Genomic DNA, 24388 nt, shown 5'->3' with positions numbered 1-24388 from the left:
CAGGAGATTCAAAAATGGCCGCCCATCATTCAAACGCCTCGCCCAGCTTCGAGATTCCCGTGGAGGGGATGAGTTGCGCCTCCTGCGTCGGACGGGTCGAGAAAGCGGTCAAGGCCGTGGAGGGCGTGACCGCCGCCACGGTGAACCTGGCGACCGAGCGGGTGCATGTCTCCTTCGCGCCCGACAAGGCCGATCCCCAGGCCGTGACCGAGGCGATCCGCAATGCCGGCTACGAGCCTGCGGAGAACCAGATCGACCTCGCGATCCAGGGCATGACCTGCGCCTCCTGCGTGGCTCGGGTGGAAAAGGCGCTCAAGCGCGTGCCGGGCGTGATCGAAGCCAACGTGAACCTCGCGACCGAGCGCGCCTCGGTGCGTTATCTCGGCGGCGCAGATGTCGTCGCCCGGATGATCGAGGCCGTCGATGCGACGGGCTACGCGGCCCGGGAGATCCGTCAGGATGCCGACCATACGGATCGGGAGCGTGCGGCGCGGGATGCCGAGATTTCATCTTTGAGGCGCTCGTTCGCCTTGGCTGCCATCCTCACCCTCCCCGTCTTCGTTGTGGAGATGGGATCGCATGTCATCGACCCAATCCACGATTGGGTGATGAACTCTCTCGGCCATGAGAACAGCCTGTATCTGCAATTCGCGCTGACCACCCTCGTGCTGTTCGGGCCGGGCCTGCGCTTCTTCAGGAAAGGCGTTCCCGCCCTCCTGCGTTGGGCGCCCGACATGAACTCCCTCGTGGTGCTCGGCACGAGCGCGGCCTATGCCTATTCGGTCGTTGCGACATTCCTGCCGGGCCTGCTGCCGGAAGGCATGGCCAATGTCTATTACGAGGCCGCCGCCGTGATCGTGACGCTGATCCTGCTCGGCCGCTTCCTCGAAGCGAAAGCGAAGGGCCGCACATCGGAAGCGATCAAGCGCCTCATCGGTCTGTCGCCAAAAACCGCTCGCGTGATCCGCGATGGCAACGCCATGGAGATCAGCCTCGATCAGGTGCAGATCGGGGACATCGTGCAGGTGCGCCCCGGCGAGAAGGTGCCCGTCGACGGAGAAGTGGTCGAAGGTTCGTCCTTCGTCGATGAATCCATGATCACCGGCGAGCCCCTGCCCGTGCAGAAGGCGCAAGGCTCGGAAGTGGTCGGCGGCACCATCAACAAAACCGGCGGCTTTAATTTCCGCGCCACGCGCATCGGCGCGGATACCGTGCTCGCACAGATCATCCGCATGGTTGAGCAGGCACAAGGCTCGAAGCTGCCGATCCAGGCCATGGTCGACAAAATCACAGCCTGGTTCGTGCCCGCCGTCATGGCGGCGGCGGCGCTCACCTTCATCATCTGGCTGATCTTCGGCCCCGATCCGGCAGCGACATTCGCGCTTGTGAATGCGGTTGCCGTGCTCATCATCGCGTGCCCCTGCGCCATGGGGCTGGCGACGCCCACCTCGATCATGGTCGGCACCGGACGCGCCGCGGAGCTCGGCGTGCTCTTCCGCCAGGGCGAAGCGTTGCAGAGCCTGAAGGAAATCGGCGTCGTCGCTCTCGACAAGACGGGAACGCTGACGCAAGGCCGTCCAGATCTCACGGACTTCGCCACCGCTGCCGGCTTCTCCGAGACAGATACATTACGCCTTGTCGCCGCCGTCGAAGCGCGCTCCGAGCATCCGATCGCGCAAGCCATCGTTGCCGCAGCAGAACGGCAGGGCGCCACTCTGCCTGCACCCGACACTTTCGAGGCCGTGCCCGGGTTCGGCGTTTCCGCCACGGTGGAAGGACGCAAGGTGGATGTGGGCGCGGACCGCTTCATGCGGAAGCTCGGGCTCGATGTGGCTGTGTTCGCGGATACTGCGGCGCGTCTCGGCTCAGAGGGCAAGAGCCCGCTCTATGCCGCCATCGATGGCAAGCTCGCGGCCATTATCGCTGTTGCGGACCCGATCAAGGATTCGACGCCGGAAGCCATCGCCGCCTTGCATGCGCTCGGGCTGAAAGTGGCGATGATTACCGGCGACAACCGCAAGACGGCGGAAGCCATCGCGCGGCGCATCGGCATCGACGAGGTGGTCGCGGAAGTTCTGCCCGAGGGCAAGGTGGAGGTGGTGAAGCGCCTTCGCCAGGCCCATGGCCGCATCGCTTTCGTCGGCGATGGCATCAACGATGCGCCGGCTCTGGCCGAGGCGGATATCGGCATCGCCATCGGCACCGGCACGGACATCGCTATTGAGAGCGCGGATGTGGTGCTCATGTCCGGCGACGTGCGCGGCGTCGTGAATGCGATTGCGCTGTCCAAGGCCACGATCCGCAACATCCAGCAGAACCTGTTCTGGGCCTTCGCCTATAACGTGGTGCTCATCCCGGTCGCCGCGGGCGTGCTGTATCCCATTGACGGCACCCTGCTCTCGCCCATCGTGGCAGCGGCGGCCATGGCGCTCTCCAGCGTGTTCGTCGTCGGCAACGCGCTGCGCCTGCGCCGCTTCAAGGCTCCGCTCAAAGCGCATCCGCAATCGGCTCCCGCCGCTCGAACCGCAGAAGGTGTGGCATGAATATTGGACAGGCTGCCGCCGCCTCAGGCGTTTCCGCCAAGATGATCCGCTACTATGAGAGCATCGGGCTGATCCCGAAGACAATCCGCACGGAATCCGGATACCGCGTTTATTCGGATCACGATGTGCACACCTTGCGCTTCATCCGCCGCGCGCGCGACCTCGGTTTCTCGGTAGAGCAGATCACCGATCTCGTGTCGCTGTGGCAGAACAGGGAGCGCGCAAGCAAGGACGTCAAAACGATTGCGCTCGACCACGTCGCCGTGCTCGAGCGCAAGATCCGCGAGTTGAGGGAAATGTCATCGACCCTGAAGCATCTCGCCGAGCATTGCTGCGGCGATTCACGCCCCCATTGCCCCATCTTGGAAGAACTGGCGAGCGATGAGCCCCTGCCCGCGCACGCCAAGACGGATGCGCGGTTTGGGGCGTTGGGCAAGGCTTAAGCCGCCATCTCGACTTCACGGCCACGACCCAGTTCCTGCATCCATTGCGCGAATTCGGGCTTGCGCTGAATCTGTCGGCCGTAATGACGGCGCAGGCCATCGACGAGGCGGCCCTGACGGGACAAGAGATCGTCGGCGAAAGCGATCATGCGGGAGTTCGGCCAGGCCTGCGGCCTGATCTCCAAGAGGCGCTCGAACAGCTTGTCTTCGCTTTCGTCGGGGTTGGTCTGCGCCATGAGCGTCAGCATCGCCGCCGTCGAGCGCGAGATGCCCATATGGCAATGGACGAGAAGATGGCCTTCCGTGCGTTCGGCCTTGCCCGCCGCGACCTCATCGCCGAAGCGCAGTACCGCCTCCACATGCTCCGGCTGCGGCAGGATCATGCCCTCGATGGGATTGATGATGTCGTGGAAGCGCAGAATCGTGCGGTGATGCGAGGCATAGGCTCCGAAGGCCTCCGGATCGGGATGATCCGGGTCGAGGATCGAGAGCACATGAGTCACTGCCTTCTGCTCCGGTAGCTCGGAAATTCCGCAGATCGACAGCATGGAAATGGAAAGAGACTGCATGGCAAAATCCGTTGGATGTTTAAGGCGCATCATGGTTACAGGCATTCGCGCTGCTTGTACGCGTCGAGGCGGAATATTTCCAAACCCATCAAATGATTGTGTCCTTTTGATCACAGCTGGGCGTGGCCACATTTCCGCCACCTCGACAACACCTTGTGGACACTGCCAAGCCTATGAACTCTCTTAAGAGTAGTGCTGCCGAACTAAGAGACGGTGGCATAAGAGAAAAACCAGAAACTGCGAGCCTACCCACTGATGTCTGCTGCCATGGCCACGAACATGTCCTCTCTGCGAAACGCGCTCCGCTTTTGCGTCTTGATTCTCCCGCTGGCGCTGGCCGCCTGTGTGACTTCTGCGCCTCAGCAGCAGGCCACCCGCTATATTGATCCGGCCTACATGGCCATGTACGCCGCGCGCCCCGACGAAGCGCATCCGCTTCCGGCGACGGACATCACCGAAGTCGATCCGCGCTTCCTACGCCGCGAGGTGGCCTATTACGGCCGTGAGGAGCCCGGCACTATCGTGGTGGATACGGCAGCCCGCTATCTCTACCTCGTCCGTGAAGGTGGACGCGCCATTCGCTACGGCATCGGCGTCGGCAAGGAAGGCCTTGCCTGGGCTGGCCGCGCGCAGGTCGGTCGCAAGGCCATGTGGCCGCGCTGGACGCCCACCGCCTCGATGATCAAGCGCGAGCCGGAACGCAATGCGAAATGGGCGGGCGGCATGGCAGGCGGCATCGAGAACCCTCTCGGCGCCCGCGCGCTCTACCTCTACAACAACGGCAACGACACCATGTACCGCATCCATGGCACGACGGAGCCGTGGTCCATCGGCCAGTCGGTATCCTCGGGCTGCATCCGCCTGTTCAATCAGGACATCATCGATCTCTACAACCGCGTGCCCACAGGCTCGCCGGTGGTGGTGCTGCGCGGCACCTCCCTCCCCGATGTGGAGCAGGATGAGCAGCGCGTCTCGTTTTACTGAGCGACAGTATCTCGAATAAGCATCAAGGGCTGGCCTTGGGCCGGCCCTTTTCTTTGCCTCCCCTGGAGGCCGCGCTTCTCTGTCCTATGAATCAATATCCATGCACCTTGTAAGAGGATGGCCCATGGACGATTGGTTCCCGCAGGCGCTGCGGTTCACGACGCGCATGATCGAGGTGGGCGGCATCGCCATCATCGTGCTCGGAACCCTGGGTGCGACCATCGCCGTTCTCTGGCAGGTGCTGCGAGGGCACCGCGTTGAAGGCGCGTTTAATCTCTATCGCTCCAATCTCGGACGCGCGATCCTGCTTGGGCTCGAATTTCTTGTTGCCGCAGACATCATCAACACGGTCGCCATCGAGCCGACGCTCGAGAGCCTTTTCATCCTCGGCGGCATCGTGCTCATCCGCACGTTTCTGAGCTTCTCGCTCGAAGTCGAGATCGAGGGGCGCTGGCCCTGGGAGCGGTACAAAAGCGATCAGGCTGTTGCAGCTCCCGCCCGCGCACAAAGCGATTGACGACGTAACGTTAAGCTCTTAGGACAACCTTCCGGCCCACAAGCCGCCGCCGCCCTTCAAGCGTCCGTCGGCTCCACAATCTGCCTTTCCTCCCCGTGTCATCCGCATGGATGACGTGCGGTCGCGCACATCAAGCAGCGCCCCTCTCCGGCAGGTTTTTCCAAAAGTCCGAAGCAGCCCTTTTCATCCCATTTGTGCGCATAGTGCGATGGGCTGCCTGCAGCGATAGCTTTCGATCATGACGCGCTTTGAAACAGGTGTTTTCCTGAACCGGATTCCTTTCGTGAAAATCGGTTCGGGCTCCGATCCCATCGTCGTTCTCAACGGCGGGCAGGCCTTCGTCCGCCGCCCGACGCCCGCACGCGCGCAAAGAGATGCCAAGCGCATCGCGCGGCTCCTGCCCTCTCGCCGTCCGATCTATGTGCTGGGCTACGATTCAAATCCGCCTCCAGGCTACAGCATCGACATGATCGTCAATGACGTGTCGTGGATCCTGCGCGACGAGATCGGCTCCGCGAGCGTAATGGGCATTTCGTTCGGCGGCCTCGTGGCGGCGCGCCTTGCTGCCGTGCATCCCGAATTCGTGCAAAGCCTGATCCTGATGGTAAGCGCGCACCGTTTCTCATCCGAGGGCCGCCGCAGCATCGACCGGCAGATCGAATGCGCATGGCAGGGCGACTTCGAGGGCTTCCTGAAGGAGTTCGGCCTCGTCTTCCGCCGCCCCTGGCTCAACTGGCTGCTTCGTCTGCGCTTCAGGCAGGAACGGGAGAGACTGCACGAGACGATGAACGATCCCGCCATCATCGTGCGCGGTCTTCACGCGGTGGCAGGCGAGGATTTCGGAAGCGATCCATCATGGTTGCAGGCCATCCGGCCTCGCACCCTCATCGTCGGCGCCACGCGCGACCCGTTCTTCGATGTGGAAGCCATGGAGGAAACCGCCCGCCTGATCGCCGGAGCGCAGCTCAAACTGTTCAAGGGCGAGACTCACATGCTGCCCGTCGAGCGTGCGCGCGATGTAGCGAAGGTGGTGCGGGCGTTTCTTTAAGGCTCAGAAATACCGCGCCAGATTTGCCCGGATGCGCTCCAGCACCGGCACCTTCGCATCGGGCAGCGCGAAGGGCTGGCCGGTGATGCGCTCGAAGGCGTCGATATAGACGCGCGAGGTTGCGAGGATCACGTCTGCGGGAATCTCCGGCACGGGATCCTTGTAGGGATCGCAGCGCGCGACGACCCAGCTGCGCACGAAATCCTTGTCGAAGCTCTCGGGCCGCTCGCCCTTCTCGAAGCGTTCGGGGTAACTTTCCGCGAACCAGTAGCGGCTGCTGTCGGGCGTGTGGATCTCGTCGGCGATCATGATCTTGCCGCTCTCGTCGATACCGAACTCGTATTTCGTGTCGACGAGGATGAGGCCTCGCGCGGCCGCGATCTCACGGCCCTTGGCGAAGATCGCGAGCGCGTAATCGGAAACAATCTTCCACTGCTCAGGCGTCAGCAGGTTGCGCTCCACGATTTCCTTCGCGGTCAGCGGCTCATCGTGTCCGCCGTCGAAGGCCTTCGTGGTGGGCGTGATGATGGTCTGCGGCAGCTTCTGATTATCGCGCATGCCATCGGGGAGCGTGATGCCGTACATCTCTCGCTGGCCCTGCTTGTAGAGCGAGAGGATCGAGGTGCCCGTGGTGCCGGCGAGATAATCGCGCACCACGATCTCGACGGGCAGGATGGTGAGCTTCTTGCACACGGCCACATTCGGATCGGGATATTCGATGATGTGGTTAGGGCAGATATCCGCCGTCTTCTCGAACCAGAAGCGCGCGGTCTGCGTCAGTACCTGACCTTTCAGCGGAATGGAGGCGAGATTGATGTCGAAGGCGCTGATGCGGTCCGACGCGATGATGATGCGCCGCCCGTCGGGCAGATCGTAATTGTCGCGCACCTTGCCCCGATAATGGTTCGGCAGCTCCGGGATCGTGGCGTCCTGAAGGACGTAACCGGCATATGCCTGAAGGGCTGCTTGATCGACCATGCTCACCTGCCACCGCTATTCGGGTTTTCGTCCGCCGAGTTCTAGCCTGAATCCGCAGGCAGACTAGGCCCAGACCCAAGAAAGTTGAAGCCTTTCCACGGGATCAGTTGGCGGCGTTGGCGTTCTTGCGCTGGGTGACGTTGAGGCCGGAGAGAACCACGGTGGTCTCGTAACCTTGGGAATCGACGACCGTCCATTGCTTGAGAGCATTGGCGCGGCTGTCGAAGCGCAAGGTAATCTTGGACGTGCCGCCCAGCGTCGCGCTGTCGTCGAAGCTGACCGTGATCATGCCGTCGCGGGCGATCTGCACGTCCTTCACCTTGGTGTCCCGCGCAAGGTTCACGTTCTCCTGCACCAGAAACTTCAAGGGTGTCTGGCTGACGGGATAGACGTCGTTGGTGCCGAGCCGCTTGTCGCGGATAGCGACATTACGACCGTCCGACACGATTTCGAGCGTGCTCGGCGGCGCATAGGCGAAATGCAGCTGGCCCGGACGCCGCACGGAGAGCGTGCCCTCCACCTGCTGCCCGTTGGGGTTTTTCTGCACGAAATAGGCGGACATCTGGTCCATGGCGTTGAAATAGGCATTCACCCGCTCGAGAGCCGCCGCCGGTGACGAGGGGTTTGGCGGAGACACGGGCGTAGCCGCAGCCGTCGCGGCCGCCAAAGGGGTGGGCGTCGGCACAGCCTGGGCCGGGGTCGATCGGGCAGGCTTGGGCGGCTCCGCCACCTTCACGGGGGCCGGTTGGGGAGCAGGTGCAGGCTCCGCCTGCTTGACCTCGGGTTCCGCGGGAGCAGGCTTGGGCGCAGGTGCAGCGACCGGCTGCGGCGCGGGCTGCGCTTCGGGTTGGGGCTTGGGCTTTGCGGCTTGCTGCTGGACCGTCGGCTTCGGCTTGGGAGCTGCGGTCTTGGGCTTTGCTGCCGGTTTCGCCGGCTCCGGAGCCTGGGCTGCGGCCTCCGGCGCGGCGGGTGCGGGTGCGGGTTGCGCAGGTTGCGGCTGCGCTTCGGGCGCGCCCTGCCCCTGGTTGGGCTTGAAGATGCCGTCAAGGAAACGGGTCAGCGGATCGGACGCCCGCTGTTGAGCCGCAACCGGCGAAGCGAATGCAAGCAGAAGGACGAGACCGAAAACACGACGCAAAGACTTCTTGAGCATGGCTCGACTGCAAACCCGTAAAACAACGAATGTCCACGTAAGGAGAACCGCAAAATCCTTGGCGGTCGCGCCTTATCGCGTCGATTAGAGGCTTAATGAAGGCAGGAGATTGCAGGCGAAAACGAGTCGCGTCCAGGGGCCGTCTGAGGCTTTACACGCTTCACGCGGCGTTCGCGTATTCGTCATCCTCGTCCTCGAAGGGACGAACCGGAGCGGGCTTCGGCTTCGTCGCACGAGGGCGGGACTGGCGCTTCTTCTTGGCGGGTTTCCTGGGACCCAGGCCACCGAGCCAGCCCTTCCAGCTCCAGGCGCCCGGCCCGACGAGCCAGTAGAACAGAAGCCCCGAAAGAACACCGAGATTGGCAAGGAAAACAGTCTGCTCCATCTGGCGGGTCAGGCCGCCATAATCCCAGAACCGGTGCAACGCCCCCGTGGTGATCACGAGACCGGCGATCAGGACCGAGGCGCTTATGCGCGGAGCTAAGCCCAGGATCAAGGCGAGCGGAGCCACGATCTCAACCACCACGATAGCGGTCGCCACGATGTCCCCATAGGGAATGCCCTTCAGGGTCAGCGACGCCGCAAAGCCCGAGATATTGGTAAGCCGCGCGATGGCCGGCGGCAGAAAGCAGCCTGCGAGGAGGAGCCGGCTCAGCAGCAGAATTCCGTTCGTCGCGCCAGTATTCATGGTCAAACCCCTCGCCTCTTCGTCCGCACCCGGAATCGCCGGGTCGCGGCCCGTATTAAAGGCAGAGGTTCTTAACCTGTTCTTAGCGCCCCAGAATTGTCCAAGGCCGTTTGGTCAGAGCTTCAGGTTTTTCTCGCGCAGCATGGTCTCCCACCGCAGGGTATGCTCCACGATGGCGGCGAGATCGTCATGGCGGGGCTGCCAGTTGAGCTTGGACCGGATGCGGGAGGAATCCGCCACGATATTGATCGGATCGCCGTCGCGCCGGGGGGCATAGCGGGCCTCGAACGTACGGCCCGAGACCTTGCGGACCGTGTCGATCACCTCCGACACGGAATAGCCGTGCCCATAGCCGCAATTCACCACGAGGCTCTCGCCGCCTGCGCGCAGATACTCGAGACCCTGCATATGCGCCGCAATCAGGTCCGTCACATGGATGTAGTCGCGGATGCAGGTGCCGTCCGGCGTCGGATAATCCGTGCCGTAGACCTCCATGTGCGAGCGCATGCCAAGCGCGGTCTGCACCGCCACCTTGATGAGGTGGGTCGCATTCGCTGTCGACTGGCCATGGCGCATGGCGGGGTCGGCCCCCGCCACGTTGAAATAACGCAGCACCACGAAACGCATGTCGTGGGCAGCCGCCACGTCCCTCAGCATCACCTCGGTGAGGAGCTTGGAGCTACCATAGGGCGACAACGGCGCCAACAGCGCATCCTCGGCAAGCGGCTTGTCGGACGCGTTGCCATAGACTGCCGCTGTGGAGGAAAAGACGAAGGTCTTGATTCCCGCAGCCACCGCAGCCGCCAGCAAAGAGCGGCTTTTCACGGTGTTGTTGAGGTAATAGCCCAGCGGATCGCGCACCGATTCCGGCACGATGAGCTTCGCGGCGAAATGCACGATAGCCTCGATGGAATGCGCCCGCAGGGTTTGGAGCATCAGCTCGTAATCGCCGATGTCGCCCACGACGAGCGGCACATCATCCGGCACCGACCAACGAAAGCCGGTCGAAAGATTGTCGAACACGACCGGCTCGTGCCCTGCGTCGCGCAGAGCCAGAACCATATGGCCGCCGATATAGCCGGCGCCCCCAGTCACAAGAACTTTCACGAGATCCCCTCAATCCCCATTTGCCTATCGTCGCCCGAATGCCTCTGGATTTCTAGCGCAACATGCTGGCAAAACATGGGGGCTACCCCCCAATTGCTGAGAGGATGTTGCATGAAGGAACGTACGGAATACTGGTGGGTCCATCACGATTCCGAAATCCAGCCGGCGGAAGTAGGCTTTGTCGGCGGCATTCCCGTGCATTTCCGTTTTCTCGGCACGGAAGGCCGTGTTCGGGCAGATGCGGCGGAATTGATAGAGCGCCTGCCTGCACCGCCTACGCCCGTATTCCGGCCTCAAGCAACCACTGCCGCCCCGCCCGCGAAGCCGCAGAGAAGCGGCTCCTGGCTCTGGTTCTTCGGCATCCTGCTCCTGATCCTCGTCGTCCAGTGTTCAGGCCCGCTCTTCGACGCGATCAAGTGAGCGAAGGCAGTTACGCCATTCAAAGCCGATGCGAATTCAAGTTCAGAAACAAAAAAGCACCGCTTTTGCGGTGCTTGCAGCATCATCTGAGATGAATGGTGCCCAGGGACGGAGTCGAACCGCCGACACTGCGATTTTCAGAAAAACTTTGGTGTTTTTTGGCGAACGCTGGCGGACGACGGCGTGCATGATAACGCATTGACACTATTACGATATTTCTATTGCCCTTGTCCGCTGACGCTCGCCACCGATCGCCAGTGACCGGACCATTTTGTGTCCCCAGTGTGTCCCCAGCAAGCAAGTCGCATGCTCTGGACATTGCTGGGGACACAAGATTTGATGACCTAAATTTGACAGGGACATCGAAATGAAAAGGCTGCTGACCGACATCGTTCTGCGTTCTGCTGAGCCACCATCTTCAGGGCGGCTGGAGCTTTCCGACACGCGATGCGTCGGTCTCGCCTTCCGCGTCACGTCGAATGGCAACCGGTCCTGGAGCTTCCGCTTCAGGGATCCCGTTACCAACAAGACCTCGCGCATGGGCCTGGGCAACTACCCCGATGTGTCGCTCGGCCAGGCCCGCGAGAAGGCAGAAGCTATGCGCAAATCCGTGGCGGCCGGGAGCAATCCCGTGGAGGCCAAGCGCCAGGCGCGAGAGGATGCGACGACCAAGACCTTTGAGGCGCTCACGGACCGGTACCTTCAGGAATATGCCTACCGGTTCAAGCGCAGCGCCAAAGCCGATGAGGCCAATCTCCGGCGGCATGTCCTGCCGAAATGGGGCAAGCGCCCTTACCAATCCATTCAGCGCCGCGACGTGATCGAGCTCTTGGAAGGGCTCTTGGCGCAGGGGCTGACCGGTCAGACGAACCGCGTGCAGTCCCTGGTCTCCAAGGTCTTCTCGTTTGCGCTGGACAACGACCTGATCTCCCATCACCCCTGCCTGCGCCTTAAGAAACGTGCGCCCGAAAATGCCAAGACACGCGTGCTGACATATGGAGAGATCCGGTTGTTCTGGTCGAGCGTGGTGAATCCTCCCCTCACGCGGCGCACAGGTCTTGGCCTGCGCCTGGCACTCCTGACAGGCTTGAGGATCAGCGCGATCGCCGGTCTGAGGCGCGACGAGCTGCATTCTCTCGACGACCCTGAACAAGCCTGCCTCGTCATTCCTCCCGAACGGATGAAGCAGTCGGCGGTTGGGCCGCAGCGTTCATTCCTCGTTCCCTTGTCGCCCCTTGCCCTGGAGACGGTTCAGAGCATTCTCGCGACGGTTGGGGATGATGAACTGTTCCTGTTCCCAAGCCCCCGTCGCGTGAATGGACGCGTTCCCATCGAGGGACATGCCTTCAGTGTGGCTCTCGACAGGCTCGGCAAGGAGATCACTGCGCAGAAAGACAAGAGCCAAGTCCATGCCAAGTGGGCGGAGGATCCGCCGACGCCTCATGACCTGCGCCGAACCCTTGCGACACGGCTGGGCTCTTACGGGGTCAGAGACGAGGATGTGTCTGCCGTCCTCGACCATACCGTCAAAGGCGTGACAAGGAGACATTATAACCTTTATGATCGACAGCGAGAGAAGAGAGAAGCGCTCGACCTCTGGAGCGCCAATCTCCAAACCCTCCTCACGTCGAAGGCCGAGATCATTGCGTTCAAGCGAGCAGGATAAGGATAATTGGGTGCTTCTCCCCTTTCAGGCCAGCCCTGAGCAATGGCCGAAGGACCTGACCCAAGGCACGCTTTTCCTGGCGGAAGCTGTCTTTCACGTCGGCATGGCGCGCTATCCTGGAGAATGGGCCGAAACGGAGCCCATGGCCCTTTCCTCCGCGCCCGACCTTCCGCCTGCGCTTGCGGATGCAACGCGCGAGCAGCGGGAACAGGCCCATCACCTGTTGGAGCAGCTTCTCCTCGATTATATGCCGCAACGCCTATCACCGTTGGACTATCGGCCAAGCCTTGCCTGTTACGATGGCGATGTTGCCCTTCCCTACACCTTCACTGAGAAGCAATGGGACAGACTGACGACCCACCTCTTTCTCTATGGCAACCCAAACGGGCAGCCCCGCCACCGGTTCGAGACCGTGATGACCTCGATCGCGGTAGCGGCCGCAAAAGGCGAGTTGCCGACCTTTGGAGTCAATATCGCGACGGGTGTACCGGAGCCTCTCCCCAGCACATCCTGGAATGCACGGCTTCAGGACATCGAGCCGAGATTCAAGTTCGGTCGGATCACACCGGAACGGCCTTTCGCCCCTGATCCCTTGGGAACGCACCACATCTTCATCGACAGCGATGCATTGATGGAGGTCCTCGGTCACCTTCCCGTTAAGAAACCGCCCAGGAAGCGCTCCACCGAAGAGAAACCCGAGGCCTCTCCTGCGAGCGCGCCCGAGCAAACCCCACGCACACCCGAGACTGAAGTCCCCGAAAAGGAGCCGCTAGTCCCCTTTGCCTACAGCATAAGTGAGGCGGCCCGTATGGCGGGCATCGGAAAGACTAAGCTATATGAGGAGGTGAAAGAGGGGCGACTTCCGCTGAGGAAAGTCGGACGCAAGTCCCTCATCTTCCGCGACGATCTTATGAAGTGGCTAAACGAGCAGACTGGAGCAAGCTGAGAGTTTGAAGCTGACTTCCGTCCGATCCACGTCCTAGCTGTTCTCGTAACTTCGAATGAAGAGCGGCTGAGCACGGGCGAAATCGTCCATGGTCCGAAGGCTGACCTCCAGATTGCCTGTTCCGAAATGGCCGATGTTGGTCACGTCCCGGGTAAAGTTCGGCACCAGCTCGACCGTTTTTGGATCGACCTTGAGGTAAACGGTGACGACCTTGGCCTGAGGATAGACCTCGACACAGGCGAAGTTCTTGATGCGCTTGAAGGCGATGTAATACCTCAGCTCCTTGATCTGAACATCGTCGCCCAGGCCTTGCAGATACTCACGGACAGCCTCGAAGAGATCGCGGACATTGGTGTCCGCCTGTTCCAGCCGGTAGCTGATCCTCTGCGTGTAGTACGGGTCGGCCTCAGTCGAGGAGGCCGGCGCAGGCACAGATGCCTTGACGGGAGCCGCTACGGATTGAGCGGTCACGCGCGCCTGTTTCGGCGCATGCACCAGTTCGAGCAGAAGCAGATCGTCTCCGTAGCGGCGGTAGCGCAGAAGCTCGATGTTGCGGGCGATCTGCTTGACGGCATGTTCGTCATAGCGAGTGAAATCGCCTGCGATGCAGAGAAGCCGCGGCCCGGACCAGTCGACCGCCTTCGCGGCCTCAGGCCCCAGCTTCTCCATCACAAGCCATTGGAAATCCTTGCGGTGGTCCATCAGCCAGTCGAGATAGAACAACCCCTGGCTCACCACATTTTCGTTGATGGCCCGCTTGTACTCGATGATGACGGGAGAGCCGTCCTCGTCCAGCCCCAGCGTATCGATCCGTCCGCCGTGGACGGGTCCGGTGGAATACTCGCTCGCGAGAAAGCGCACGCCGAGGAGCGCCTCGAGATTGGCTTCGAACAGCGCCTGAAGAGACTTCTCGACCTGCACTGCCTCGCCGGGAATCTCGGTAACCTGATCGCTCCCGAGGCGGAAAAGTTTGATGTCGCTCATGCTTGCAGCGCCAATGGAGCTTGGCCCCAGGCGAAGGTTCGCTCCTGCTGATCCTTCAAAAAGGCCTCTTCGTCGGTGACGGCATATCCCAGATCGCGAGCAACGGTGATGAAGCCGCCGAGAGCGCTTTCCTGGAGGCTCCCGGTCTCCCGCCCGTCCTGATTGACCACGATGGAGGAAATCAAAGGCCATCCCTGCCGATGGGCGTATTCGCACAGGCGGGTGAGATGAGCGCCGATCTGGTACCGGACCTTCGCGAACGGTGCTCCGCTCGCATCCGCAACCTCCTTGTAGGTCAGGAAGCGGCCCTCGGCGGCAGCCTGATAGATCGCGAGCCTTGTGGTCTCGAAACTGAGCCCATGCGTTCCGCGCCTTTCGCGCTCCTGAAGCAGGCGGGCAAAATCGGGATCGTCGGTGAGGTTATGGCGGCGAAACGCATCGATCCATCCCTCAAGGGTCTTCAGGTCATACGTGTCCAAAGGCTTGAGCTCGGGCTTTTTGGGAGCCTTCTTGTTCATGGTGCGGCTTTTCTCTCGGTGGGTGGGTTCATGGATCGTCTCAAGCCTTCGCCCGCCCGCGCTTCGCCTTCGGCTGAGCCGCCCGCTCGGCGTGGATGCGTTCGAGGAGCACGCTCGCCGGCTCGTCGTTCGGGTCCTGCGGCACCAGCTCGCCGCGAAAGGCCTTGGCGAGAATCTTCTCGTCGAGCCTATCCGTCAGCTCCAGCGCCCGCTTGGCCTCCGCCGCGAGGCGGTCGATCTTGGCGAAGGCTGCTTCGATGCGGCGGACGATTTCGACTTGGCTATTCGTATCTGGACACCAGAAGGGTATCTTCGCAAATGCAATACGAGGCAAGTGCTTGATTGTTGTTCCGGTGAGATGAGGAACCAAATGGCCAGTTTCGGTAAACCACCTCAGAAAATATGAGAAAAACTTAGGGTCATATCCCCTTTTCAGGCGGACCCTATGTAGAGCCTTTTGGTAACACAGCTTTGTTGGGCCGCCTTCCCATACAGCCGCTCGTCCTGGCTCCCCACCTTCGCAGACGAGAATATCACCATCTCTTATAGAAAAATCTTCGCGCTCAGTTGCCGTAAAGCGCATCATCATGACATCTGAGGTATCAAAGGCTCCCCAGCGGACATTTATATTACGGAGGTATGGAGTAAGATCACCTTTGTTCTTGGCCTTATCAAGCATCTTTCCCAGCCTGATCTCGCCAACCTCTCCGACAGTGTGCATCTGCCATTCACTCGGAACCCGATAAATAGCGCCGCTCGCTCCAATCTCCTCGCGATACTCTTTTAGAGTTTTTGAGAGCAAGCCTCCTGCAAATGCCTTCGTTAGAACACTCGCTCGAAAGCGAGCGACGAGTGAGGACGTTCTGTCCAACTCGCTGCGAGCGCGGGCGGACTTCGCCGTCAGGCTCTCCACCTTCGCCACGATCCGCTTCTGCTCTTTAGGGTGAGGGACTGGAACACTAAGGTCCGAAAGCATTTCCTTGGAAATTACACCCTGTGCGGTGCCGAGCGAGCGTTGTCGTAAATCGCTCACTTGGGTTTTTAAATAATTGTAGAGGTACTGTTGATCTAATCCGTGTGCCGGGCGGATCGCAGCGACGCTTCGACCGATAGCGCAATCAGCTCCAAGGTTGATCTTGCCTGATGTTGCGCCAACGACACAGATCAAGACATCACTAGCGGACGCCATCTTTATGGGCTTCGTCGTCCATTCTCGAATAATAGGCTCGTGGGCTCCAAACTCACCCGCTTTTACGAATGGCGTTCCATTGCCTTTAAAATTGCTTGCAGAACCAGGGGGAGCTTGGCCCATGACAAAATCAGCTAAGCTACCCAGGTTTGTCTCAACCCACCCGTTCGGCAACGTCGTCATTCCGCCGCCTCCACAATTTCTGCTGCCGCATCCGCCTCACTCAGCTCCACGCTCAGCGCCTCGATCTCCGCCATGGCGGCTGTGAGGTGCCCGAGGATCGCGGCTGCGATGTCTTCTGGCTCGGTCAGACCGTCCTCCGCCTGCTCCTCTTCCTGCCTCAACCAGGTGATGTCGAGGTTGTCGCCGCGCGCTTCGATCTGCTCACGAGTGAAGCACCGGAAGCGGCCTGCCTCGCCTTCATCCTTGCGTTCGCCTTGCCCGTTCGGATCATCCCCATAAGCGGTGATGAAATCCTTGAAGTGCTCGGCGGTCAGTGAGTTGGTCTTGCCGAAGGCGGGCATCTGGGCGCGCAGGTCGTAGACCCACACGGCGTCCGTCTTGTCGGCGGAATGGGTGCCGCGGCGCAGGAAGAGCACGTTGGTCTTCACGCCCTGGGCATAGAAGATGCCGGTAGGCAGGCGCAGGATGGTGTGCAGGTCGCACCATTCCATCATCATGCGGCGCAGCTCGCGTCCGCGTCCATCCTCGAACAGCACGTTGTCCGGCACCACGATGGCCGCGCGCCCGCCGGGTTTCAGCTTGCGGATGCAATGCTCCACGAAGGGCAGCTGGTAGGACGAGACGGCGTGCGTGACCGTGAGGTCGTCGCGCGTGGGCTTTCCACCCGCAGGACCGAAGGGCGGGTTGGTGAGGATGAGGTCTGCGGGGGCGAGGGCCGTGCCGCTGGGTGAGAGCGTGTCACCCAGATCCACATGCTCCGAGGTGAGTCCATGCAGGTAGAGGTTCATAAGGAGCAGGCGGTAGGTGTCCGGCACGTTCTCCATGCCGTGCAGGGCATTGTGCAGCTGGAAAGCCTGCTGCTTCTCGGAAAGCTCGAAATAATCGTCGGTCTGCTCCCGCATGAAACGGTCTGCGGCGATGAGGAACCCGCCGGTGCCCGATGCCGGATCCTGGATGACCTCGCCGGGCTTCGGCTGCATGAGCTGCACCAGCACCTCGATGAGCGCGCGAGGCGTGAAATACTGGCCCGCGCCGCGCTTGGTCTCCTCGGCCATCTTCTGCAGAAGGCCCTCATAGAGATCGCCGAACTGATCGCGATCCTCCGAGAACCATTCCAGCTCGTCGATAGCACTCACGAGAGTGGCGAGGTTCTGCGGCTCGCGGATGCAGGTGGAGGCATTGGCGAAGATGGCCTGCACCATGCGCGGCAGCTTCGTTTCCGGATCGCCGAGCGCGGTCAGCATGCGCCGATACAGAGTGAGCTTCGGCAGCCCATCGGCCTTGACGAGATCAGCCCAGCGGAAGCCGGCCGGGATATGCCCCTCTTCCTTGTCTTGTTCCTGCATCATCTTGAGAAACAGGAGATAGGTCAGCTCCGTCACATATTGCTGATAGGTGACGCCGTCCTTGCGCAGGATGGCGCAGCGCCGCCAGAGCTTCTGGACGATGGCATTGGTGTTCATGAGCGGAGCGTTCCTTTTGGAATCGTTTGTCAGATTTGAAGCAGATCAGGCGGCCGGGCTGGTCCAGATCGCCTCGTTGATCTCCTGGAGCAGAGGCTCCAGTTGTCCGTCGAAATCTTTTGCGATCACGTTAAAGCCGCCCTTGTGGGCGAAGGAGCCCTGGGAGAGCAGGCTGGCATCGGCGATCGGCTTGTCCTGAAGCGCCCGGCCTATGCGCCGGAGCCAATCCTTCTGCTTCGGCGTCCAGGGCCGAGATTTCTCGATGCGCAGGATCGCGTTCTCCACGCGGGTCTTGTAGGGCACCAGCGGATCGCCGAGCGCCGCCTGCCGCACGAAGCCGATGATATGGGCGGCGATATCCGCATTGCGCGCCCGGCCATAGGCCGCCCGCAGCATGCCCTCGGAATAATGCTTCTCGTCGAGCAGGCCAGCCAGTTCCGACAGTTCCTTGCGGGTCAGGTCGCGCGGGCGCTGGGTGACGGCGATGAGTGCGGGCACGGCGTTCATGTTCTCGCGCACGAACCGCTCGAAGCCTTCGATGTAATCCTCCGGCGTTGTATTCTTGCCGAAGATCTCCTCGATGCGGATCAGTTCGTCGTCATGGCCCGAGATCGTGATACCGTCGGTCGGCGCGCGCCTCTTCATGGGCTTGCGGTCGAGGATCTCGACGGCGCGGGAATGCTCCTCGAACCAGGCGAGCTTCTCGGCTCCGGAGCGAACCTGAAGAGCGGCCAGCGCCTCCTCTGGCGATTGCCTGGCGTGGCGCGTGAACTCCTCGCGCTGGGCATCGTCCATGCGCTTTGCCAAAGAGCGCAGGCGCACCACGATCTGGTCGCCCACCCAGTCCCGGTCCTCATCCGTTCCGGCCTGCTTCAGGTCGGCGACGAGCTGGGCGAGGTCGATGTCCGGGCGCACGACCACGGGGCGCATGTCGGACATCTCCTGCAGGTTGGCATAGAGATCCACCGCATCGAAAATGCGGAAGTGCTCCTTGCCAATGGCCTGACACAGGCGCGTGGCGCGGCCAATCATCTGATCGTAGAGGATGCGACTGCCGACCCGGCGCATGAAGACCAGATTGCTGATGGAGGGAATGTCCACGCCCGTGGTCAGCAGATCGACCGTCACCACATATTGTGGATAAGGATCGTTGCGGAACTTGAGGATCAGGTCCTTGTTGCCGGGCACGGAGCCGGTGATCTTCTGCACCATGCCGGCTGGGATCGGGCCGTATTCGTCCTGCAGCGCCTTGGTGAGCAGGCGCACCACATCGTCCGCATGGCTGTCGCGGGCAGCGAAGATCAGCGTCTTGCCGGGACGATCCGGCGGGATCTCGGCGGCGATGGCCTCGCAGACGACCCGGTTGAAATTCTCCGAGTAGACGCGCTTGTTGAAGGCGGCGAGGTCGTAATCGAGCCCTACATCGTCCGGCAGCTCGAACAGGTCGATCTGCCCGGTGCGCGGGTCGACGATCTCGACTTCCTCCCCGCCTTCGAAATGGATGCCTGCTTCCGCAAGAGCGGTGGTGATGCGCTTGGGCGGCAGGTGATCGATGAGCCAGCCTTCCACGACCGCCTGCCGGTAGCCGTAGCGATAAACTGGGTGGCCGAAAATCTCCCGGGTGTGGAGCGCGGGCGTCGCCGTAAGACCGATCTTCACCGCATCGAAGTAATCAAGTACCTGACGATAGGCGGACTGATAGTCCTCCACGTTGCGGAAGCCGATGTCGCTCTCGCGCAGCTCCGCATCCAGCGTGTAGCCCCGGTGAGCCTCGTCGACGATGATGCAGTCATAGGTGCCAGGCGTCGGGCGCTTTGAAGGATCCGTCTCGTTCAAGATGCGAGACACCATGGCTTGGACCGTGGCGACCTGAACTTGGTCCTCCGGCTCCGGCAGCTTCTGCTCCAGTCCTGCGACCTTGTAGATCTGCGCGAATTTCAGCAGGCCTTCCAGCTCGGTCGTCTCAAGGGCATCCGTGGTCTGGTCGCCCAGTGCCGTTCGGTCCACCAGGAACAGGATGCGGCGGAAGCGCTTGTGCTTGAGCAGGCGGTACATGAGGGCGATGCAGGTGCGCGTCTTGCCGGTGCCGGTCGCCATGGAGATCAGGATGTCCCGCTGCCCCGCCTCCACAGCCTGCTCGACGGCGCGGATCGCCTCCTCCTGATAGGGGCGCACGCCGCCATAGCCAAAGGCCTCCTCGGCCAGTCCTGCATTAGCGGCAGCGTCGTCCCGTTCGAGCTTGTTCTTGAGATCGTCGGGCGAGAACCATTCCGGCAGGGCTTGGGGATGATTGAGCTCCCGCCGCGTGTCCCAATGCCAGATGCCGGACTTGGTCTTCCATTGGCCCACATAGGGCCGCCCGTTGGTGGCAAAGACGAAGGGCACCCGGAAGGGCTCATCGAGGCCATGCTGCCAAGGTGCATCCAGACACAGGTTTTCAGGCGCGAGCCGGATCGTCCGCGCATAGCGCTTGGCCTGCTCCAGAATTGAAGGCACATCAACCGATTGGCGCTTGGCCTCGATCACGCCGATACAGGTGAGCCCCACAAACAGGGCATAATCGACAGGCCCGCTTTCCGTTGGCCACTCCGCGATCGCGCGGTTATGTCCCTTCTCTGGCCGTGCTCCCAGGGCATAGCGCAACTCCTGGCTGTTCACTTCCCAACCCATTTCGGCCAGTTGCGCATCGATCAGCAGGCGTGTGTCGGCCTCGTCCAACTCGAGGCGCGCCGCAGCGTCACGGCCTGCCTGGGCGATGCCGGCGGCATCCTGTTGGGGCGCGGCTTCGGCGGCAGCCTGAAGATCGCGAAGGCGTTGCGCCAGTTTGGCCTGTTCAGCCTCCTGCTCGCGCAACAGCTGCTCCCAGCTCTGGCGGCTTTCCCGCTCCCGGTGAACAATTTCCTCGGCGGCGGCACGCGCTCTCGCCTGCTCCTCGGCTGAGGCATTGGCAGCAGAAGCCTTCCGCTCCGCATCGAGCACCTGCTGGCGTAGGACTTCCAGCTGCTGGGCAAGCTCCTTCGTCTCGTCCTGCGGGTCGGGCGGCGGCACGAAGGGGCCCGGTTTGAAACCGGCGTCGAACGCAAACGTCTGATGAAACCAGACCCCGAGAGAGCGGATCAGCTTCAGGCAGGACAAGGCTTCCTGGTGGCCTCCGGTCAGATCATGAACGGCCTCGTTCCCTTGACGACGGATCGCATTGAAGACGTTGCCGACCTCCCGGGGCAGCACCCGCTCCACCGAGAGCCGCCGCAGGAGATCGTTGAAGCTTTCCCTTAGGGCGGGGTTATAAGTGCCATGACGCGCCGCGATCTCCTTCAGCAGGGTTTCCGCGAACTGCCGGCTCTTGATGAGGGATGTATTGGGATCATCGGCAAAGAAGCGTTCTGCCAGAACGCCCAGGCGATAAAGCTGTTCGCTCAAATCGCGCAGATGATCGAAGTTCGCGGATCTCATTCTGCCCCTACCCGACGACTACGGGTTGTTCTTCCGTGTGCGTCACAAATGATATGAGATGCTATGCTGTTCGCCTAGTGCCTCGGCAGGGCTCAAAGACGCATCTGCCCCACCCAATGCTCCTCGGCGATGATCGAGATCGGAATGCCGTTGCTCCGCATGTCGACAGCCTTCTCGATCTTGCGCCCATAGGAGGAATGAGCCCAGCTCTCCGTCGTGTAAGACCCGATCACGAGATAGGTGGTCTTTTGGGTGAGGCTGCCTGGGACGCCCCCGAGCTTGATGACCGCGCTCTGGCAATCCTTTCGGCTCCCGAAGGCGAACGTGCCGGTGAGGCAGAAGCTCGAACCGCTGAAGGTCAGCGTTGGTGCCGGCTCGCACAGCGGAAGGGTCGAGGCTTTCTGCACCTCGCCGATTTCGAAATCTCCGGCACAGAACCGGCTCAAGTCATCCAGAAGGTCGGCCGCTTCTTCCGAATCGAGGATCCCATCGGCCAAAATCCTGTCCACGCGCTCATAGAGCAGCCGAACAACCGGGTTGTCCGTCAACGTGGCGTTCGCGACGATCCATTTGAACAGGTACTCCGCCTCGGCCTGATTGACGATGCCATCCGCGATGATGCCGTGGGCGAGCCCAATCAGTTCGTTGATCTGACGATCATCAAGCCTCGCCCTGTTGAACAGGCGATGTAAACGCGTCTCGGACATAGAGCACCCCAGGTTGTCTAGGCGCTAGATTACAGCCAAGCTCGGACAACTTCTATGTGGTTGGCCGTCAGCAGATTGGTTTGATTTGGTAGCGGAGGAGGGAAACGCTGAACCTCCCTCTCAAACCCTTATTTTCCAACAATCCTGAGCTCTCGAAACTCTGCCGCTCCGCTACCAATTGTACCTGTTTTCTGTACCCTTGGCAGCGCCAAAAGAATGCCAAGGCTTAGCAACAAGCGTGCATAACCACTCGCTAGATACAGATTGTGAATACGTATCTAAGCTAGAGCAGCTTGCCGTCAGGGGGCGAACCAGCCTTCTCTGGATCTGGATCCAGCCCCAATTCTGGCTGGGGATGCGCTTTCTCTAATAAATTAGCAGCCACCTTGTCGTTCTGCAGAGCAGAAACCCAAGCCTTCGCAAAAGAAGCCCTATCTATATTAAGAAAATCGAATACTGCTCCAAGGAAGCCCTTGGTCTCGACATCAAGCTCATCAAACGTTGGCAGGTCAACTGAGTACGCCGCTCGCTCTAACTTTCTAGCAATATTAAAAAGGGCCTCATTTTTAGTTAGACGAGCAGCAATTTCTGCTAAATTTTCCGCTGGAACAGCCATTGCGTCTTCAATGAAAGCGTCGCGAACTAGCTTGGCCACGGCATTACCATTAGGCGCGTATTGCCGTATCGCGGCTTCCGCCCATTTGAGCCGCTGGCTCGTTCCCTCTGCATCTTCACCGAAGCGTAAGGCATGAACCATTTGGCGATGACGCTCTTGGAACGGGCGCAGCGCCGATTCCGCTGATGCGAAGTCAAGCGAAGCGGCTGCAATGGCAGCAGCTAAATATGTTATTCGTCCCGCAACTCTAGATGAGACCGAGTCAGGGTGAGCCATCAAAGCCAATCTTGCCAATGCTTGCGCTTCATCTAAAGCGGTGTTGGCAGAAGCAGCTCCAAATCGGTCAGCTACCGCCGACTTGATCCGGTCCCAACTCTCCTTCAGACCCTTTGTACCGCGTCCAGCATCAACGTTGCTAACTAATGTGTCCAAGGCCTCTTCGGTAATGCGCTCGTCGACATTGAGTTCAGGACTGTCCTTCATTCGCTGGATGTCTGCGCCGTCGATCCAGAGCACTCCGTTACGGCGAGCGAACTCTCTCAAAGCAGGCCGGTTATCGGTTGTTGCAACACCAGCCCCTTCGACCTGAATAGCCTCCGCAAGGCCTTTTACGAAAAATAGGCGCTCCGCAGCTTGAGGGGTCTTCTTGTCTTTGATGTCAACAATTGTACGCCGCCGAGCAAGAGTTGCCGACCTCTCATAGACCCAGAGATCTATGTCCGTAAGATCTGCCCCTCCAACGCGCAGGGTCACGCCTCTAACAACGAAAAAACCTGCACGAAGGAAGTACGCTCGTAAGAGCTCCTCAGTTTTACGACCCTTGTCGCCAGTTTTCTTTAGGTTCATAGCCCGCCGCCGCCTCTAACCGCACTCAACAGGGAACGTGTCTGGGCTTTGCTGATCGGGCTTTGCGTTTTGCGGAACGTCTCACGAGCCGCCTCTGGCGGGGTATAGCTTCGCATCCCAGCACTCGGCAATGCCTCAAGAGCTGCTGCCGCGCCGTTTCCACCCTGTAAGACCTGCAACGCAATCTCTCCGACTTCCCGCTTCAGAAGTTTCATAGTGAAGCTTCCACCTACACGACTAATTTTCACGACACGCTCAAATTCCAACGCACGGTAGTCATGTCCTATCGCGGGAGCTGGCCCAACTTCTGCGCCTCTGAGCAACTTCTTAATTAGAAGGCTAACACCCCAAATCCGCCCTCTTTCTGGTTGGCTCAATGACATACCATAACTGAGCGCAGCAACGAGTGCCTTGGCGTGATCAAATGCGTCATCCACGAGTGGGTTCGTAAATTTATGGAAAGCACCAGGAGAGGTGATCAAAACATGATCTCCACCCTCATTAGATACAATATTCATATCGTATAGAGCAGCAGCCTTCAATTTCGACAGCAGCTTTTCACCTAATACTTCCTCTGCAAACGTAGCGGTTACACAACCCTTCGAGCGCAAAATTTCGTCGAATTCACGAACTTTCTGCTCTTCATCTGTATTCAGCGAGTCCAGAACCCGCTTAGTCTTCTCTGCCGTCTCTCTTCTGAATAAATTGCCATTGAAAAGAAGCCGGTCTTTCCCGTCTCCTTCGGAATCTACAAATCCAATTTCTGCCGCTCTCTGGAGAAAGTCTGCAGCGTCAGCATTCGTAAGTTTGTGGTTATCTCCAATCAGCTCCTGAGCCATGTGACTTGGCACAGGTGAGGTAGAAACCAACTCCGCTAGGTCGATTGCAGCCCTCTCGTAGGATTGAGGCTCGTTATCGTCAAACAAATCAGCTGCATGGTTAAGGGCGGTCTGGCCAGTAATACCAAGGACGGCCACCCCACCATCAGCACGATCTATGACGCGCCGGCTTTCAAGCTGAGCAAGGCATGGTTCAAGTTCAGACTTAGGATTAAGACCACCAATTCGAGCAGCAACAACCACCTGATCGTGGCTTAAAACAGCCTCATCAGACTCTGCTAGACGGGCCAGAAGGGTTGCTGCCTTTGAGGCAAGGTCAATAGCACTATATTCAGCGGCACCCCGGAGGTCTGCAGCAACCTTCCGGCCATGATGCACCACCCAGGCCCCTTTTGTCTTCTTGTCCATATATGCCCCCTACTGCCCTACTTTTAGCAAGCTTAGCCGACAGTTCTAGCAGGACAATAGGTCAATTCAAGCATCAGTTGAAATTATAGAAAAACGCAACCCAGAGATACAATTATGCGG

21 protein-coding genes are annotated in these 24388 nt (G+C 60.4%); 8 read left to right on the top strand and 13 right to left on the bottom strand.

Annotation, left to right across the window (positions count from 1 at the left end; genetic code table 11):
• The first annotated feature begins 14 nt into the window (after positions 1–14).
• On the top strand, positions 15–2543 hold the full coding sequence (locus MHY87_RS07120) for a heavy metal translocating P-type ATPase (protein WP_239350658.1): 2529 nt from the start codon (positions 15–17) through the stop codon (positions 2541–2543).
• Positions 2540–2986: a Cu(I)-responsive transcriptional regulator gene (cueR, locus tag MHY87_RS07115; RefSeq protein ID WP_239350657.1), complete on the top strand. Its 447-nt coding sequence runs from the start codon at positions 2540–2542 to the stop codon at positions 2984–2986. Before MHY87_RS07120 ends, cueR begins: the two co-directional genes overlap by 4 nt.
• On the opposite strand, the gene MHY87_RS07110 is transcribed toward cueR, so the two are convergent.
• Complete coding sequence (locus MHY87_RS07110; protein ID WP_239350656.1) at positions 2983–3555, bottom strand: tyrosine phosphatase family protein; 573 nt, start codon at positions 3553–3555, stop codon at positions 2983–2985. The genes cueR and MHY87_RS07110 overlap by 4 nt on opposite strands.
• A gap of 345 nt (positions 3556–3900) precedes the next feature.
• On the opposite strand from MHY87_RS07110, the gene MHY87_RS07105 reads away from it, so the two are divergent.
• The 3 genes from MHY87_RS07105 to MHY87_RS07095 all read left to right on the top strand — a co-directional run bounded on the left by MHY87_RS07105 (position 3901) and on the right by MHY87_RS07095 (position 6104).
• Entirely contained in the window at positions 3901–4539 is a 639-nt protein-coding gene (locus tag MHY87_RS07105) for a L,D-transpeptidase (protein WP_370644858.1), read from the top strand.
• 124 nt (positions 4540–4663) lie between these two features.
• The gene (locus MHY87_RS07100) at positions 4664–5056 is read left to right on the top strand and encodes a DUF1622 domain-containing protein (RefSeq protein ID WP_239350653.1); all 393 of its coding nucleotides are present in this window, start codon (positions 4664–4666) and stop codon (positions 5054–5056) included.
• A gap of 283 nt (positions 5057–5339) precedes the next feature.
• Positions 5340–6104, top strand: a complete 765-nt coding sequence (locus MHY87_RS07095; RefSeq protein ID WP_239350652.1) for an alpha/beta fold hydrolase — start codon at positions 5340–5342, stop codon at positions 6102–6104.
• Positions 6105–6107: 3 nt separating this feature from the next.
• Here MHY87_RS07095 and MHY87_RS07090 read toward each other — a convergent pair whose 3' ends face one another.
• From MHY87_RS07090 to galE, 4 genes are all read right to left on the bottom strand, one after another.
• The gene (locus MHY87_RS07090; protein WP_239350650.1) at positions 6108–7082 is read right to left on the bottom strand and encodes a phosphoribosylaminoimidazolesuccinocarboxamide synthase; all 975 of its coding nucleotides are present in this window, start codon (positions 7080–7082) and stop codon (positions 6108–6110) included.
• A 103-nt stretch (positions 7083–7185) separates the two neighbouring features.
• Positions 7186–8235, bottom strand: a complete 1050-nt coding sequence (locus tag MHY87_RS07085; RefSeq protein ID WP_239350648.1) for an outer-membrane lipoprotein carrier protein LolA — start codon at positions 8233–8235, stop codon at positions 7186–7188.
• A gap of 160 nt (positions 8236–8395) precedes the next feature.
• A complete protein-coding gene (locus MHY87_RS07080) occupies positions 8396–8923 on the bottom strand; it encodes a DoxX family protein (protein WP_239350720.1) in 528 nt (175 codons plus the stop codon).
• 114 nt (positions 8924–9037) lie between these two features.
• Positions 9038–10030 carry a UDP-glucose 4-epimerase GalE gene (galE, locus tag MHY87_RS07075; protein ID WP_239350646.1) on the bottom strand — a complete coding sequence of 331 codons (993 nt, stop codon included), beginning with the start codon at positions 10028–10030 and terminating at the stop codon, positions 9038–9040.
• Positions 10031–10141: 111 nt separating this feature from the next.
• Between galE and MHY87_RS07070 the strand changes: the two genes are divergently transcribed.
• The 3 genes from MHY87_RS07070 (at position 10142) to MHY87_RS18945 (ending at position 13062) form a co-directional block, all read left to right on the top strand.
• Complete coding sequence (locus MHY87_RS07070) at positions 10142–10450, top strand: hypothetical protein (RefSeq protein ID WP_239350644.1); 309 nt, start codon at positions 10142–10144, stop codon at positions 10448–10450.
• Between the two features lie 367 nt (positions 10451–10817).
• A complete protein-coding gene (locus tag MHY87_RS07065; protein ID WP_239350643.1) occupies positions 10818–12116 on the top strand; it encodes a site-specific integrase in 1299 nt (432 codons plus the stop codon).
• 10 nt (positions 12117–12126) lie between these two features.
• The gene (locus MHY87_RS18945; protein ID WP_239350642.1) at positions 12127–13062 is read left to right on the top strand and encodes a helix-turn-helix domain-containing protein; all 936 of its coding nucleotides are present in this window, start codon (positions 12127–12129) and stop codon (positions 13060–13062) included.
• Between the two features lie 33 nt (positions 13063–13095).
• Here the strand turns inward: MHY87_RS18945 and MHY87_RS07055 are convergent, their stop codons facing one another.
• The 8 genes from MHY87_RS07055 to MHY87_RS07020 form a co-directional block, all read right to left on the bottom strand.
• On the bottom strand, positions 13096–14046 hold the full coding sequence (locus tag MHY87_RS07055; protein ID WP_239350641.1) for a DUF5655 domain-containing protein: 951 nt from the start codon (positions 14044–14046) through the stop codon (positions 13096–13098).
• On the bottom strand, positions 14043–14564 hold the full coding sequence (locus MHY87_RS07050; RefSeq protein ID WP_239350640.1) for a hypothetical protein: 522 nt from the start codon (positions 14562–14564) through the stop codon (positions 14043–14045). Before MHY87_RS07050 ends, MHY87_RS07055 begins: the two co-directional genes overlap by 4 nt.
• Positions 14565–14604: 40 nt before the next feature.
• Positions 14605–15936 (bottom strand): restriction endonuclease subunit S, encoded by a 1332-nt coding sequence (locus MHY87_RS07045; RefSeq protein ID WP_239350639.1) that lies wholly within the window; start codon positions 15934–15936, stop codon positions 14605–14607.
• Positions 15933–17399, bottom strand: coding sequence for an N-6 DNA methylase (locus tag MHY87_RS07040; RefSeq protein ID WP_239350638.1), 1467 nt, complete (start codon positions 17397–17399; stop codon positions 15933–15935). The genes MHY87_RS07045 and MHY87_RS07040 overlap by 4 nt, the downstream gene beginning before the upstream one ends.
• A gap of 45 nt (positions 17400–17444) precedes the next feature.
• The gene (gene hsdR / locus MHY87_RS07035; RefSeq protein ID WP_239350637.1) at positions 17445–20852 is read right to left on the bottom strand and encodes a type I restriction-modification system endonuclease; all 3408 of its coding nucleotides are present in this window, start codon (positions 20850–20852) and stop codon (positions 17445–17447) included.
• Between the two features lie 92 nt (positions 20853–20944).
• A complete protein-coding gene (locus tag MHY87_RS07030; protein WP_239350636.1) occupies positions 20945–21559 on the bottom strand; it encodes a BRCT domain-containing protein in 615 nt (204 codons plus the stop codon).
• A gap of 283 nt (positions 21560–21842) precedes the next feature.
• A complete protein-coding gene (locus MHY87_RS07025; protein WP_239350635.1) occupies positions 21843–23021 on the bottom strand; it encodes a hypothetical protein in 1179 nt (392 codons plus the stop codon).
• A complete protein-coding gene (locus tag MHY87_RS07020; RefSeq protein WP_239350633.1) occupies positions 23018–24268 on the bottom strand; it encodes a hypothetical protein in 1251 nt (416 codons plus the stop codon). Before MHY87_RS07020 ends, MHY87_RS07025 begins: the two co-directional genes overlap by 4 nt.
• Positions 24269–24388 lie beyond the last annotated feature (120 nt).

Source organism: Microvirga sp. ACRRW, assembly GCF_022346925.1.
In the GTDB taxonomy this organism is placed as follows: domain Bacteria; phylum Pseudomonadota; class Alphaproteobacteria; order Rhizobiales; family Beijerinckiaceae; genus Microvirga.
This window is presented reverse-complemented; position numbering and strand designations above follow the sequence as displayed.

What these genes read in the sequence shown, in the direction of transcription:
- MHY87_RS07120 (WP_239350658.1), top strand. Translation starts at nt 15, where the DNA reads ATGGCCGCCCATCATTCAAACGCCTCGCCCAGCTTCGAGATTCCCGTG.
- cueR (WP_239350657.1), top strand. Translation starts at nt 2,540, where the DNA reads ATGAATATTGGACAGGCTGCCGCCGCCTCAGGCGTTTCCGCCAAGATG.
- MHY87_RS07110 (WP_239350656.1), bottom strand. Translation starts at nt 3,555, where the DNA reads ATGCAGTCTCTTTCCATTTCCATGCTGTCGATCTGCGGAATTTCCGAG.
- MHY87_RS07100 (WP_239350653.1), top strand. Translation starts at nt 4,664, where the DNA reads ATGGACGATTGGTTCCCGCAGGCGCTGCGGTTCACGACGCGCATGATC.
- MHY87_RS07090 (WP_239350650.1), bottom strand. Translation starts at nt 7,082, where the DNA reads ATGGTCGATCAAGCAGCCCTTCAGGCATATGCCGGTTACGTCCTTCAG.
- MHY87_RS07085 (WP_239350648.1), bottom strand. Translation starts at nt 8,235, where the DNA reads ATGCTCAAGAAGTCTTTGCGTCGTGTTTTCGGTCTCGTCCTTCTGCTT.
- MHY87_RS07080 (WP_239350720.1), bottom strand. Translation starts at nt 8,923, where the DNA reads ATGAATACTGGCGCGACGAACGGAATTCTGCTGCTGAGCCGGCTCCTC.
- MHY87_RS07070 (WP_239350644.1), top strand. Translation starts at nt 10,142, where the DNA reads ATGAAGGAACGTACGGAATACTGGTGGGTCCATCACGATTCCGAAATC.
- MHY87_RS07065 (WP_239350643.1), top strand. Translation starts at nt 10,818, where the DNA reads ATGAAAAGGCTGCTGACCGACATCGTTCTGCGTTCTGCTGAGCCACCA.
- MHY87_RS07055 (WP_239350641.1), bottom strand. Translation starts at nt 14,046, where the DNA reads ATGAGCGACATCAAACTTTTCCGCCTCGGGAGCGATCAGGTTACCGAG.
- MHY87_RS07050 (WP_239350640.1), bottom strand. Translation starts at nt 14,564, where the DNA reads ATGAACAAGAAGGCTCCCAAAAAGCCCGAGCTCAAGCCTTTGGACACG.
- MHY87_RS07045 (WP_239350639.1), bottom strand. Translation starts at nt 15,936, where the DNA reads ATGACGACGTTGCCGAACGGGTGGGTTGAGACAAACCTGGGTAGCTTA.
- MHY87_RS07040 (WP_239350638.1), bottom strand. Translation starts at nt 17,399, where the DNA reads ATGAACACCAATGCCATCGTCCAGAAGCTCTGGCGGCGCTGCGCCATC.
- hsdR (WP_239350637.1), bottom strand. Translation starts at nt 20,852, where the DNA reads ATGAGATCCGCGAACTTCGATCATCTGCGCGATTTGAGCGAACAGCTT.
- MHY87_RS07030 (WP_239350636.1), bottom strand. Translation starts at nt 21,559, where the DNA reads ATGTCCGAGACGCGTTTACATCGCCTGTTCAACAGGGCGAGGCTTGAT.
- MHY87_RS07025 (WP_239350635.1), bottom strand. Translation starts at nt 23,021, where the DNA reads ATGAACCTAAAGAAAACTGGCGACAAGGGTCGTAAAACTGAGGAGCTC.
- MHY87_RS07020 (WP_239350633.1), bottom strand. Translation starts at nt 24,268, where the DNA reads ATGGACAAGAAGACAAAAGGGGCCTGGGTGGTGCATCATGGCCGGAAG.